Below are 13,741 nucleotides of genomic sequence, written 5' to 3' on the forward strand. Positions count from 1 at the left end.
GCGCTCCCTGCACCACATGCATCGCGTCGGCGTCACCGAATCGATGCACTCTGCGAGCTGCGTCCAACGGCGCGTTGCCAGCGATAGTTCCGCGATGCACGTAGCGCCCGCTGTGCTGCCCGGCGTGTCGATCCCCAGCGCATTCCGTATGTCGCCGCGATGAGCCCAATACTCGAGCGTGCGGCCTATCGCGAGTTATGTTGCGCTGCAATCAAATCCCGACCGTACTCGTCGAACACCTGAGCAGTCCGCCAATGTCGAGACGCATTCGCTCGACGCTGTCCGCGACCAATCCAGCAACCGTGGCCTAGGCATCGTGCCGCCGCGATCGCAGCCGCTGCGCGTGAACGCGTCGGCGTCGGGCGGCTGGCGCGATCCGCTCAAAGGAGCGTTGACCTCCGCGCACGGTGTGAGCAGCGACTTCGTCGATGTCCGCAAGGTGGGCTATTTGATCGCGGACGGTCCAGCCGCAGCATCGCGGCGGCAGGTCGAGGTCGGCATCGGCCACACTGCTGAGCGTTGCCAGCAGTGCTACTACTTCGGCACGGTACAGCTCGACGTAGTCGCCGTGCCGTTTGCGGATGTCAGCGGCCCAGGACTGCGCCACCGTTGACCCCCAGGATCTGGCCAGTCACGAAACCGGCCGCCGGCGAGGCGAGGTAGGTGACCATCCCGACGATGTCGTCGACTTGGCCGACGCGCCCGAGTAGCGACTCGCCAGCCCGCCGGGCCAGATCGGCTTCTGTGAGTTCGATACCGAAAAACTCTGTGCCGGAGACAAATCCCGGAACCACGATGTTCGAGGTACCGCCGATTGCCGCCATCCGCGGTACTACCCCATGGTTCCATCCGTGCAGGGCCGCCTTGACCGCGCCGTACGAGTCGTTACCACGCCACGCGGCAATCGAACCGATCGTGATAAGCCGGGCGCCCGGCGCGAAGTGTGGGAATGCCGCCTCGGTGAGCAGCACCACGGTCAGCACGTTGGTCTCGAAGTCGTCGGTCCACCGCTGGCGGATGGTTCCCAGGTCGCGGCCTTTGCGGCGCGATCTGCCACCGGCACAGTTGACGAGCACCTCGATTTTGTCGAAGGACTCCGCGGCGGCCGCGACGTCCTCGGCGTTCGAAAGGTCGCAAGCTACGTGACGTCCGCCGGTGGAACTGGCAACCTCGGCGAGTTTGTCGGCGCGCCTGCCGAGGATCAGAACGCTGTCGCCGGCAGCAGCAAACGCTTCGGCAATGGCGCGTCCCATTCCGGAACCCCCGCCGCTGACAACGACGCTTCTGGAGTTCGTCACGAAACCTGTTCTCCATTCTCTTGCGCGCCGATCCATACTCGGCCGCAGGGTCGCCATGACCTGGGCGAGGGTGCCGGTCCGCACCGAGGACGTGGCCTCCGCCGACATCTGCGGACTCTTGCGTGCCCACGCGGGCAGGATCGCCGAGGCGAACCGCCGCCGCTGCCCTACCGGGTCTTGATCAGGCTCGACGCCGACCGACGCATCGTCATCCGGATTCCACTCCGGGCCGACGTCTACCGACCGCACTGAGCGCCGAGATCGTCACGCTCAGGACGCGCGGATCTGCCCGGGCGTCCAGAACCCGCTGCGGGTCGTCTCATCGGTCTCGATCTGTGCCGGTTTCGCCGACGGGTAGTAGCGGTTGTAGCGCTCCAGCGAGCCCCAGTCGCGGGCCCAGTTGTCCTTCAAATAGGTCGGGACGGTACTGGACGAGGCGATCATCTCGGTGAACCCGAGTGGTCCGCCGAACTCGGCCGCCTGCCAGGTATCGGTGGAGCTGATCGCCAGCGGGCGGTCGGGCAGGATTCGGTAGTCCGGCATCTCGGCGACGCCGTAGCGATGATCGAACGGTCGCTGGCAGGGGAACTGCAGCCCGACCGCCCAGTCCAGCAGGACCGGCTGGGTGCTGCCGATGAAGCTGTTCAGCGAACTCAGCTTGGGCAGCCGGGGCGGGGTGAAGGCCAGCCACTGGTCACCGGTCAGGTTCGGGTCGTTGGCGACGATCCGAATCACGTCGGCATCCGCTGCCAGCTCGTCCAACGGCACCCGCAGGTTGCGCCACGACGGCGCCGGACCGATATCGCGTGGCAGGTAGTTGCCCTCGACCTGGATGCTCCCGTCGGGCATCTTCTTGCCGTAGTCGACGGTCAGCGATTGGCCGTAGGTGGAGGTGCCGGTGTCGTCGACCGACCAGATCCGGCCGGCGGCCGAGATCACCACCAACGGTGCATCGGCGGAGCGCGGGGGTAGCTGGTACCAGCTCGAGGTGAGCTGCGCCGGCTCCTGCAGGCTCGGCTGGTAGCTGCCGAGCACCGGGGTGGTTTTCGGATCGAGCCCGAACGGCAGCTTCGCGGTGCTGCCGTTCACCGTGCGTTCGCCGGTCCCGCCGCCGGTCCCGGCACTCTCCCCACCGGCGACGTTCGGGCCGACCCCTTGCTGCACGGTATTGCCCATGCCCGGCTTGACCGACACCTTGTCCGCAGAGAGATCGTCCGGGATCCCGTCGGGCGAGAAGCCGACCGGCGCGCCCCCACCGAGCGGGTCGTTCGGATTCTGCGGCGGATTGGCCGGATCGATGATCGGGGTGAGGCGACCGTTGTTCGGGTCGGTCTCCACCAGCACATCGTCGGCCAGCCCGCAGGTCTTGCCGCTGAGCGCCTCGATGTTCGACCGGGCCAGCGAATACGCCGGATACTGCGCAACCGCGCCCTTGAGCAGGGAGAGTACCTCGAACGCGACCATCAACGCGGCAGCGACGGTCAGCGGTGCCCCGGCGAGCGAACCGATCCGCCGGCCGCGGCGGGAGTGGGCGGCCGGCGGTGTGGCGTAGTCCGCGCGCAGGTACTGCCAGCCCAGAACCAGCGCGGCCAGCCCGAACAACACCAGCAGCACCGTGTTGGATGCGTAGCCACCCAGGGTGACCTGCTTGTCGAACCACGGCACGCCGTAGCTGGACACGTACCAGTAGCCGTTGATTCCGGAGAATGCCAACGCCAGCACGAAGAGCAGCCCGACCAGGAAGAACGTGCGGTTGCGGCGCGACCGTAACGCGTTGGCCGACACCACGACCGCGGTGAGTGCGGCGATCGAGCCGGCGATGCCGGCGAACGCGCCGAAGTGGTGGGTCCACTTGGTGGGGTTGAACATCAGGAAGAACAGCCCGCCGAACACCACCGCCAGCAATCGCCAGCTCGGCCCGTTCGCCACCCCGGGCACCCGGCGACGCAGCAGCACCAGCAACGTGGTGAGCAGGCACAACACCATCGTCAGGAACGCGAACCGGCGCGACACCGAACCGTCCACCGTCTCGACGAACAGGTAGTAGTACCGCAGGAAGTCCTCGTACCAGGCCAGGTTCGGGCCCTCCAGCCGGCGCACCCGGTTCGCTTCCTGGATTCCGGCGAACGTCTGGTCGCCGTACACCACGACCAGCACCAGCAAGCCCGCGGCGGCGATCGGTGCGAGCAGCGGCAGTGTGCCGACCTCCCGGTGTCGGCGCACGATGATCCGGGTGATCGGGCGGGCGCCGGCGAGCAACGCCGCTACGCACATCAGCCCGGTCGGCGCTGCGGCCAGGGTGAACGCGCCGATCAACGCGGCGACCGCGGCGGGGAGCAGGCGGCCGGTGGCGATCGCCCGCTCCACCGAGCACCAGGTGAGCAGCGCGCCGAGGGCGACGATCGGTTCCGACCGCAACCCGTTGTCGAACGGGAGCCAGAACGCCAGAAACACCAGACCGCCGGTCCACAGTGCGATCCGGCTGCTGCGCACCGCATGACCCAGCCGGGGCACCACTTCTCGACTGATCACCATCCAGCACAGAATTCCGCAGATCAGCGCCGGCAGCCGGATCCACGGGCTGGCGTCGGATACCCGGCTGAACAGCTCGAACACGTTGTAGTACCAGCCGAACGGCGCCTCGGGCACGCCGAACCAGCGGAAGTAGTTCGCCATATAACCGGCGTGCCCGGCGACCCGGGCCATCGTGAGCAGATAGCCGTCGTCGGAGGTGTTCGCCCCGACGAAGTGCCAGAGCACCAAGGTGCCGATCACCACCGCGTCCACCCAGGTCGGACGGAACCAGCTGGCCGGGAAGAACCGCCGGTGGCCGCGGCCGTCGCTGGTGTCGAGCCGGGCGAGGGCGGCAAGCGCGAGCAGCGTGGTCGCCACCGCGCCGATCATCGCGAGCAGTTTCACCAGCGACGGATGCGAGGAATAGCGGGAGTCGACGACCATCGAGAAGGACAAGCCGGGTGCCGGGGCGCCCTGCAGGTCGGAATAGACCCCGACCACCTGGGGCCGTAGGTCGCCGTCCAGCCGACCTTGCACCGGCTCGCCGGTCGCGGTTCGCAGTCCCTCGAATGTGGCGGTGGTCGCGTCGATGGTCGAATCGACGGTGAGTGCCGAGCAACGGGACAGGTCGGTTCGCGCCGCGCTGGCCACCACCACGTTGCGGTCGATCACATCGACGGTATCCGCCACCCGGATGAACATCGCCTCCACCGTTGCGCCGGTGCCCTGGGCGGGCGCGGTGGCCAGTGCGATGCCGCCGCGGGCCGGCAGCCGGTTGAGCTCGGCGCACGGAATCGAGATCTGCAGCCGCTCCGGCACCTGCGAGATCAGTGGGGCGTCGATGTCGTCGAGCGAGCCGCCCTGCGGCCAGTTCACCGTGGCGGTGGTCTGGACCACCGGCAGGAACGGAGTCGCGAGGGCGAACAGGACCCCGAGCGTGCCGCAGACCAGAGCGATCAGCCGAGCTGTCCGCAGCGCGCGACGTGGGTCGCTCGGTGCGGGCGGACTGGCTACCGGCTCGGGCGCGGCGGGGGGAGCGACGACGACCTCAGACACGGTTGACGATGGTAGTCGCTGCCGAACTCCGGGCCCGGTGCGAGCGCGAGGATCAGTCGGAAGTTCGGATCGGTCCCGGTTGCCACAGTCCGGATCGGCCGACCACCTGCACGGACAGCTCCGCCGGCACGGCCGCCGGGTCCCGGGGAGTCAGCCGGATCAGTTGGCCCCAGTCGCGTCGCCAGTCGTGATCGAGGTAGGCGGGCACGGTCGTCTGCTGGAGCAGCAGCGGGACCCAGCCGAGCGGCCCGCCGCCGATCGCGTCCTGCCACTTGTTGGCGGCGTCGGCGCCGCCGAGGTCGGGCATGATGCGGTATCGGGGCACCTCGGCGACCCCGTCCCGATGATCGAACGGCCGTTGACAGGTGAACGCCAGGCCTACGTGCCAATCGAGCAGCGTCGGATCGGTCCGGCCGACCGTCTGTTGCACGGTGGCCAGCTCCGGTACCCGGGGCGGGGTGATCGCCACCCACTGCCGCGGGGTGATGTCGTTGTCGGTGACCACCACCCGAACCGCATCGGCCTCGGCCGGGATCTGGTCCAGCGGGACCCGCAGATTTCGCCAGGACGGGGCCGGCCCGATGTCGTAGGGCAGCATCGAACCGAGCGGGGTGACCGATTCACCGCCGTCGCGGTGGCCGTACTCCAGGACGACGTCCTGGCCGTAGGACGTCACACCGTCCGCATCGACCGACCGGACCCGCCCGGCGACGGCGATGGTGAGCAGCGGTCCACGCCGGGGCAGCTGGTACCAGCCGGTGGTCAGCGTGGCCTGCGCCTGCTCGCCCTCCTGATAGCTGCCGAGTACCGGAGTGCGCGCGGGGTCGAGCCCGAACGGCAGCTCGGCGGTGCTGCCGTTGATCCCTGGGGTGTCGGTGTCCCCGCCGCCGGTCCCGGCGGCGGTGATCGACGTGGTCCGCTGGTCCCCGGACAGCGAGTTGGCCCCACCCGCCGCGGCGTTCTCCGCGTCGGCGGTCAGGTCGCTCGCCACCCCGCTCGGGGTGAATCCGACATTGCGCCCGCCGGTCAGGCTGTCGCGCTGGGTACCGGTCAACGGAGTCAGCAGCGCCGCGTTCGGGTCTCGCTCGACGAGCACCTGATCGGCCAGCCCGCACGGGCGCCCGGCCAGCGCGGCCAGGTTGCCCGAAGCGACCGAATAGGCGGGCCATTGGCCGATCGCGGCTTTGGCGAAGGAGGCCACCTCGAACAGCACGACCAGCGCGGCGGCGACGGTGAGCGGCGCGGCGGTCAGCCGACGGGTCCAGTTGCTCGATCCGGCACCGTTGCTCGATCCGGCACCGTTGTTTGATCGGGCACTGCCCGGTTGGGTCCGCAGATGCAGCCAGGCGGCCCAGCCCAGCGCGACCACGGTGCAACCGAGCAGCACGGTCGAGGCATCGATGCCGGCGACCGACGGTGGCTTGTCGAACCAGGGGATGCCGTAGCTGGAGACGTACCACCAGCCGTTCGAGCTGGTAAAGCACATGGCCAGGAGGAACAGGACGGCGGCGAGCAGCAGTGCCCGGTTGCGCGCCGAGCGGATCAACGTCGGTCCGAGCGCTACCGCGGCCAGCGCGCCGAGCGCCCCGGCCAGACCGGCGAACACGCCGAAGTGGTGGGTCCATTTGGTCGGGGTGAACATCAGCAGGGCCACCGAAGCGAACCCGACACCGAGCAGCCGGACCGCCGGTCCGCGCGCGGTGCCCGGAATGCGTCCGCCGTTGCGCAGCACTTGGAGCAAGCCGAGCGCCAGGCAGAACAGGAGGACGAAGACGCCGAACCGACGGGCGAGTGAGCCGTCCGGGGAGATGGTGAGCAGCGCGTCCCAGCGCACCCGCTCGTCGTACCACTCGACGTTGGGTCCGACCAGGGTGCGAACCCGGGTCGCTTCCCGCACGGTCGCCAGCGTCTGGTCGGCGAAGATTGCGGTCAGCACGACCGTTCCGGCGGCCAGGCCGGGTGCGATCATCGCCGCGACGTCCAGTCGACGAGCGCCGGCCGCGGTCCGGGCGGCGATGGTCCGGACGACCGAGCGGGCGCCTGCGGCCAGCGCGGCCAGACAGATCAGTCCGGTCGGCCCGGCGGCCAGGGAGAACGCCGCGATCAGGACCGCGATCGCGGCCGGGAGCAGTCGTCCGGTGGCGATCGCCCGCTCCATCGAACACCAGGTCAGCAGGGCGCCGAGGGCGATCACCGGCTCCGGCCGCAGCCCGTTGTCGTAGGGCAGCCAGAACGCCAAGAACACCAGCCCGGCGGTCCACGCGGCGATCCGGTCGTGCCGCAGCCGGGCGCCCAGCCGGGGCAGCACCTCGCGGCTGATCACGAACCAGCAGGCGATCCCGCAGGCCAGGGCCGGCAGCCGGATCCACGGACTGGCATCGGAGATTTGCGTCATCGCCGCGAACAGGTAGTCGTACCAACCGAACGGCGCTTCGGGTACGCCGAACCAGCGGTAGTAGTTCGCCAGGTAACCCGAATGGTCGGCAACCCGGGCCATGGTCAGGATGTAGCCGTCGTCGGAGGTGTTGGCGCCGATGATGTGCCACAGCGCGAGGGTGCCGACGACCACGACATCGCGGCCGGTGATCCGGGCCCAGCGCGCCGGCAGCACGCGCCGGGCTCGGCGACCGTCCGTGGTGTCGAGCCGGTGCAGCGCAATCAGCGCGATCGCGGTGGCCAGCAGCGCGCCGAGCATCGTGATCAGCTTCAGCAGGCTCGGCGACGAGCTGAATCGAGAGTCGAGTTCGGCGCGTGCGGTCATTCCGGCGGGGATCGTCGGCAGATCGGTGAACAGGCCGACCAGTTGTGGTCGCAGGTCACGGGTCACCTCGATCGAGCTGGTCGTGCCGCCGACCGCCACCGAGGTGCGCTCGGCGTTCGACGAGATGGTGATCGCGCTGCATGCCGTACTCACCGGGAATGTGGCCAGTGGATTGTCCTGCTGCACCACGGTGACGGTGTCGTCCTGCCGCCGCACGACCAGACCCTTCGTGGCGGCGGCCGCTCCGGCGGCTTTCGGTATGGTCGACAGCAGCACGCCGTCCCGACCGAGTTCGGCTACTGCGCTACAGGGGATCGTCGCCGCGAAGCTCAGGGGTGCGTAGCTCACCAGGGGTGCGGTGACGCTGGTGGCGCCGGGCTGGGGCCAGTCGATGCTGGTTGCTTCCTGGCGCACGGGCAGGAGCGGGGTGAGTCCCGCCAACAGAAATCCGAGCAATCCGGCGATCAGCGCAACAATGCGGGCGACGTGCGGTTGGATCGATGGCGCGGCAGGCACAGCGTTTGATCCAAGCACAGCGGTAATCGGCCGGGGCACGGCGTGTTCCTCGCGGCAGAGCGTGGCGGATCGAACGTTGGGGGACGAGTTGGCTTGCCGGAACTTGCGCTACTCGGAAGGTGGGGACTGGTGCGGACTCTCGCCCATTGGTCTCTGACGCACGGCCTGATTCGGTCGACGGTGCTGTTGCGCCGTCGGATCGGTGACCCGATGGCCGAACTGATGACCGGTCGGCCGACGGGTCGGGCGGAACCGGTCGAACGGATCCGGGCGCAGGGTCGGCTGATCCGGATGCTCGGACTCTGGGTTACCGCCGACTATGCCCACTGTCGGGAGATCCTGCGCGACGACCGATTCGGTGTGGTCGATCCGTTCGCGCCGGAGCTGTCCGGTGCGCTGCTCGGCGCGTTGCTGCGCAGCACCAACCCGGGGGTACCGCACCCCTTCGAGCCGCCGTCGTTGCTGGTCGTCGATGGTCGCGAGCACGCCCGCCTGCGCCCGCTGGTCGCGCAAGGGTTCACCGCGCGGCGGATCGAGCGGCTACGCGACCGGGTTGCCGAGTTGACCGAGCAGGCGTTGGACGAACTGGCCGAACGCGCGGCCGGGGCAGTGGTCGATCTGGTCACCGGACTGGCCGAGCGGGTGCCGGTCGCGGTGGTCGCCGAGATCTTCGGGCTGCCCGAAGCGACCCGGCCGGGACTGCGAGATTTCGGCAATCGTGCCTCGTCGCTGATCGATCTCGGTATCCCGTATCGGCGGTACGCCGACGCGATCGGGTCGCTGCGTGAGTTCGAGGTATTCGTTCAGGCCTGCGTTACCGACCGGAACTACACCGCGGACGGGTTGCTCGCCCAACTGCTCGACGCGGGGTTGTCCGGGCGGGAGCTGACCACGACGATGGGCCTGACGCTCGGCGCCGGGTTCGAGACCACGGTCAACCTGCTCGGCAACGCGGCTGTCGCGCTGGGGGATCGGCCCGACCAGCTGGCGGCGGTGCAGAACTGGGGAACCGCGATCGAGGAGGTCCTGCGCTGGGACAGCCCGGTGCAGCTGACCATCCGGGCGGCCCGGGAAGACGTGTCGATGGGCGATGTCACGATCCCGGCCGGCGACGTGGTGGTGCAGCTGCTCGGCGGAGCCAACCGTGATCCGGCGGTGTTCGAGCGGCCCGCCGAACTGGACGTTCGCCGGGCCAACGCTCGCGAACATCTCGCGTTCGGCCGCGGTCCGCATGCCTGTCTCGGGGCCAGCCTGGCCCGGCTGCAAGGCGAGATCGTGCTGCCGGCGTTGTTCGAACGGTTTCCGGATCTCCGGATCGCCGAACCGCCGCGGCGTCGTGACATCGCGGTGCTGCGTGGTTTCGCCCAGATCCCGGTGCGGCTGCGCTGAGTGCCTGAGTGTTTGTCGCTCGGCTCGGGGTGCATTTGTCGCTCGGCTCGGGTGCGTTTACCGGCGCACCACCAGCACGAACGGCCCGACCGTGGAGGTGCGGAACCGTGGGTCGTCGAACAGCTGCTTCGGGAAGGTCACGGTGTACCGGCGGACGTTCGGGTCGTTCGGGTAGACGTCTTGCGCCAGGCGCAGGGTGTAGCCGGTCGGGTTCTGCCGGAACAGGAACGCGTCCGGCGCGCGCCACGGCAGCGTGTCCAGGGCACGCACCAGCTCGTCCGGTCCGGACAGCTCGCTCCAGTCGGCGATCGCTGCGGCTCGCCCGTCGAAGTCGGCCAGCGGATTGGCGTAATGCGACGTCAGCGCCTGGAAGCCGAAATACGGGTAGCAGGCCAGGAAGCCGGTGTCGGCAGTGAGCAACACCGTCCGATCCGGCGCGCGTCCGGTCTGCTCGCGCAGCATCCGGTCGATCTCGGGGTAGTCGGCAGCCGAGCCGGGCGGCCGCCGGTCTGCCCGCTGGCCGGCACAGTCGGTGTCGGTGTAGGCGGTGTCGATCTCGGGTTTCAGCACGGTCGGGATGTGTTGGGCGAAGCCGATTGCGCCGAGCAGGCCGACCACCGCGGCGACCAGCCCGACCCGTACCGAATCGAACGAATCTCGGAGCGCGCGGGTGATCTCGACGAAGCCGAACACCCCCGCCGTCGCCAGCAGCGCCAGCAGGATCGGCTCCAACCGAAACGACAGAAGCGTGGTCCCGGCGGCGGTCGCCGCCATCGAGGCCAGCGCCCAGAGATAGCAGGCGAGCACCCCGATCCCCAGCGCCTGTGCCCGCCGGGAACGGGTCGCCCGGGCGACCAGCCATCCGGTGCCGAGCAGGCAGAGCGCACCGAGCAGATCGAATCGCAGCATCGGCAGCGGCAGCTCGGCGCCCGATTCGGGCAGATAGTGGAATGCGGTGCCGCCGGACCCGGGGCGGCCGTGCCGGAGCAGATAGATCAGGAACGGTGCCCACACCGTGAGCGCGATCGTGCCGGCGATTCCAGCGGCTGCGGCGCCGCGAAGCAACGGGCCGGCGGCGGCGCGCCAACCGCTGGTGCGGCCGGCGGCGACCGCTGCGAGCAGTGCCATCAGCCCGACCGCGAAACCGGCGAAAGCGAAATACAGCGTGTAGCTGATCGCGGCGAAACCGAGGAACAGCCCGGTGCCGTCGATCGCCGCCCACCCGCTCGCCGGCCGGTGCAGCCCACCCCAGGCCAGTACCAGCACCGGCGGGAGCAGCAGCGCGATCGGGGCCCCGTACGCTTCGGGCGCGCCGTAGGCCAGCACCACCGCCGTGCTCGCGAGGGTGACCAGTACCGCCCAATCGGCCCGGATCAGCCGGGACCAGAGCACCGACGCCAGTACCGCGGCAACCGCGATCCCGCCGATCGCGTACGGCTTGAACACCGCCCAGCCCGACATGCCGAGTAGGTCCGCGACCCGGCCGCCGACCCAGAACCAGCCGGCCGGGTAGAACGACGGCAGCTCGGCGTAGGTCATGTCGTGCAGCGCAGGCGAATCGGTCAGCCGGGTGAGGAACTCGGTGCGGAACTCCTGGTCGACCGACATCCCGAACAGGTACAGCTTCGTGGCGGCCAGCGGCATGCCCAGCGTCACCGTGACGAATCCGGCCAGACCGGTCCAGCTCAGCAATCGCGCCGGCCAACCGTGCTGGCGCCGCCGATGCAGCAGGTAACCGGCCACCACCAGGGCAAGCGTCACCGCCTGGCCCACCGTGGTCAACGCCCGGGTCACGTTCGAGGCATTGAACGCCGGCCACTCGACCAGCGCGAATCCGGTCAGCCCGATCGCGGTGACCGCGATCGCCGAGACCGTGGCCGGCGCCGCCTCGCCGAGGACCGCCCCGCTGCGCCTGACCACCGGTCGCGCTAGATCGGTAGTTTGCGGAAGATCGGCCGCGGCACGTGCCGCAATGCCGACATCACGTAGCGGAACTGGCCCGGCGCCCAGACCAGGTCCTTGCCCTTGTCCGAGGCGGACACGGCCAACCGGGCGACGTACTCCTTGTCCACGGTGAGCGGTGCTTCCTCGACATGCGCGCTGAACCGGGTGCGTACCTGCCCGGGCCGGATGACCAGCACCCGCACCCCGTACTCGCGCAGCGCCTCGCCGAGGCCGAGGTAGAACCCGTCGAGGCCGGCCTTGGTGGAGCCGTAGACGAAGTTGGCCCGGCGCACCCGTTCCCCGGCCACCGAGGACATCGCGATGATCCGGCCGTGCCCCTGGGCCTTCATCCGGTCGGCGAGCAACACCCCGACCGACACCGCTGCGGTGTAGTTGACCCCGGCGACCTGCACGGCTTTGCGCTGGTTCTGCCACAGCTCCTCGGCGTCGCCGTCCAGGCCGAACGCGACCACGGCGACGTCGACGTCGCCGCCGGACCACACCCGATCGACCACGTCCGGATGGGTGGCGGTGTCGAGCGCGTCGAAATCCACCACCTCGACGCTGGTCGCGCCCACGTCCTTCATCGTGGCGATCGCCGCGTCCAGACCCGGATCGCCGGGCAGCGTGGCCAAGATCACCCGGGCCGGACCCTTGGCGAGGAACTCGGCGCAGATCGCCAGCCCGATCTCCGAGGTGCCGCCGAACAGTGCGACCGCCTGTGGATTACCGACCGCATTGATCACCATTGATCGATCCCCATCTACTGCAACTCCAGTCTGCGAGCCATGTCGGACATGAATACCCCGTTCGGGTCCACGCTGCGCCGCACCCGGATCCATTCGTCGATCCGGGGATACATCGCGTGGAAGGTCGCCGCCGTGGTCCGGGAGTCCTTGGCGGTGTAGAGGCGACCGCCGAACTCCAGCACCCGGCGGTCGAGCTCGGTGACGAACTGGTTCAGCCCGGGTTTGATCGGAAAGTCCAGGCAGACGTTCCAGCCCGGCATCGGGAAGCTCAGCGGGGCCTGGTTGCCGGGCCCGAAGTACTTGAACACGTTGAGGAACGAGTACTGCCCCGAGCGCTGCACGTCCAGCAGGATCTGCTTGAACTCGGCCACCGCCTCCGGCGGCACCACGAACTGGTACTGCAGAAACCCGCGGGAGCCGTAGGCCCGGTTCCACTCGCCCAGCATGTCCAGCGGGTGGTAGAAGGCGGTCAGGTTCTGCGGCTTGTTCCGATAGGTCTTGCCCATCCGATACCAGATTGCGGTAGCCAGCGTGAACGAGCGTTTGTTCAGCAGGCCGTTCGGAAAGACGTCGGGAAAAGTGAGGTAGGTCTTTCCGGTGAAGTCCAGCGGATTCTTGCGCAGCTTCGGCGGCAGCTGGTCCAGCGTCGCCAGCGAGCCGCGCGAGATCACCGCGCGGCCGAGCCGGGGCGGCGCGCTGATCGCGTCGAACCACGCGCTCGAGTAGGTGTAGTTGTCCTCGGAGCCGTCGCTGTGGAAGGCGATGGTCTCGTCCAGTCCGGTGGTGACATCGCCGTCGGCGATGAAGTACGCGGTCTCGGTCGGGGTCATCTCGATCGTCGCGCGCAGGATGATTCCGGTCAGTCCGTTGCCGCCGACGGTGGCCCAGAACAGCTCCGCATTGCGGTCGGGCCCGATCGTGGTCACGCTGCCGTCGGCGGTGAGCAGATCGAGCGAGCGCACGTGGCTGCCGAAGCTGCCCGCACTGTGATGGTTCTTGCCGTGGATATCCGAGCCGATCGCGCCGCCGACGGTGACCTGCCGGGTGCCGGGTAATACCGGCACCCACAGACCGAACGGCAGCGCCGCGCGCATCAGCGTGTCCAGGTCGACCCCCGCGTCGACATCGACCAGGCGGGAGTCGGCGTCGATCTGGTGGATTCGGTTCAGCGCAGTCATGTCGATGACCAAGCCGCCACCGTTCTGGCTGTTGTCGCCGTAGGAACGGCCCAGGCCGCGGGCGATCACCCCGCGCCGCAGGTGTGGTGGCCGGCCGGAGTCCTGGCCCGCGACCATCGCCACCGCTTTCACGATCAGCTCCGGATCGGGGGTGGAGAGGACCTCGGCGCTGGTCGGCGCGGTGCGCCCCCAGCCGGTGAGCACGCGCGGCCGAGTGGGGAGTGGTCGGGTCGGGTCGGTGTCAGACATCGGTTAGTGAGGGTACAGGTGCCGGGCCGGTCGACCGGACCGCCAGTTGGAGTCCGCCCCGTGCTGCCCGGCCGACGCGGCCTACCC

General features: G+C 69.2%; 8 protein-coding genes. 1 reads left to right on the forward strand and 7 read right to left on the reverse strand.

Annotated elements, in window-relative coordinates; all coding sequences use genetic code 11:
• Positions 1-307 precede the first annotated feature (307 nt).
• The 4 genes from KV203_RS20010 to KV203_RS00965 form a co-directional block, all read right to left on the reverse strand.
• Positions 308-607: a maleylpyruvate isomerase N-terminal domain-containing protein gene (locus tag KV203_RS20010; RefSeq protein WP_169797449.1), complete on the reverse strand. Its 300-nt coding sequence runs from the start codon at positions 605-607 to the stop codon at positions 308-310.
• Positions 585-1,406, reverse strand: coding sequence for an SDR family NAD(P)-dependent oxidoreductase (locus KV203_RS00955; protein ID WP_343228059.1), 822 nt, complete (start codon positions 1,404-1,406; stop codon positions 585-587). Before KV203_RS00955 ends, KV203_RS20010 begins: the two co-directional genes overlap by 23 nt.
• A 162-nt stretch (positions 1,407-1,568) precedes the next feature.
• On the reverse strand, positions 1,569-4,868 hold the full coding sequence (locus KV203_RS00960) for an arabinosyltransferase domain-containing protein (protein ID WP_066467064.1): 3,300 nt from the start codon (positions 4,866-4,868) through the stop codon (positions 1,569-1,571).
• 52 nt (positions 4,869-4,920) lie between these two features.
• Complete coding sequence (locus tag KV203_RS00965) at positions 4,921-8,184, reverse strand: arabinosyltransferase domain-containing protein (protein ID WP_083529792.1); 3,264 nt, start codon at positions 8,182-8,184, stop codon at positions 4,921-4,923.
• A gap of 90 nt (positions 8,185-8,274) precedes the next feature.
• On the opposite strand from KV203_RS00965, the gene KV203_RS00970 reads away from it, so the two are divergent.
• Positions 8,275-9,534 carry a cytochrome P450 gene (locus KV203_RS00970; protein ID WP_157079661.1) on the forward strand — a complete coding sequence of 420 codons (1,260 nt, stop codon included), beginning with the start codon at positions 8,275-8,277 and terminating at the stop codon, positions 9,532-9,534.
• Positions 9,535-9,591: 57 nt separating this feature from the next.
• Here KV203_RS00970 and KV203_RS00975 read toward each other — a convergent pair whose 3' ends face one another.
• Genes KV203_RS00975 through dprE1 form a run of 3 tightly spaced genes read right to left on the reverse strand, consistent with a single transcriptional unit; the run spans position 9,592 to position 13,654 of the window.
• Positions 9,592-11,454 carry a galactan 5-O-arabinofuranosyltransferase gene (locus tag KV203_RS00975; protein WP_066467061.1) on the reverse strand — a complete coding sequence of 621 codons (1,863 nt, stop codon included), beginning with the start codon at positions 11,452-11,454 and terminating at the stop codon, positions 9,592-9,594.
• 8 nt (positions 11,455-11,462) lie between these two features.
• The gene (gene dprE2, locus KV203_RS00980; protein ID WP_066467060.1) at positions 11,463-12,227 is read right to left on the reverse strand and encodes a decaprenylphospho-beta-D-erythro-pentofuranosid-2-ulose 2-reductase; all 765 of its coding nucleotides are present in this window, start codon (positions 12,225-12,227) and stop codon (positions 11,463-11,465) included.
• 14 nt (positions 12,228-12,241) lie between these two features.
• The gene (gene dprE1 / locus KV203_RS00985; protein WP_066467059.1) at positions 12,242-13,654 is read right to left on the reverse strand and encodes a decaprenylphosphoryl-beta-D-ribose oxidase; all 1,413 of its coding nucleotides are present in this window, start codon (positions 13,652-13,654) and stop codon (positions 12,242-12,244) included.
• Between the last annotated feature and the right edge of the window lie 87 nt (positions 13,655-13,741).

The organism is Skermania piniformis, assembly GCF_019285775.1.
Lineage (GTDB): Bacteria > Actinomycetota > Actinomycetes > Mycobacteriales > Mycobacteriaceae > Skermania > Skermania pinensis.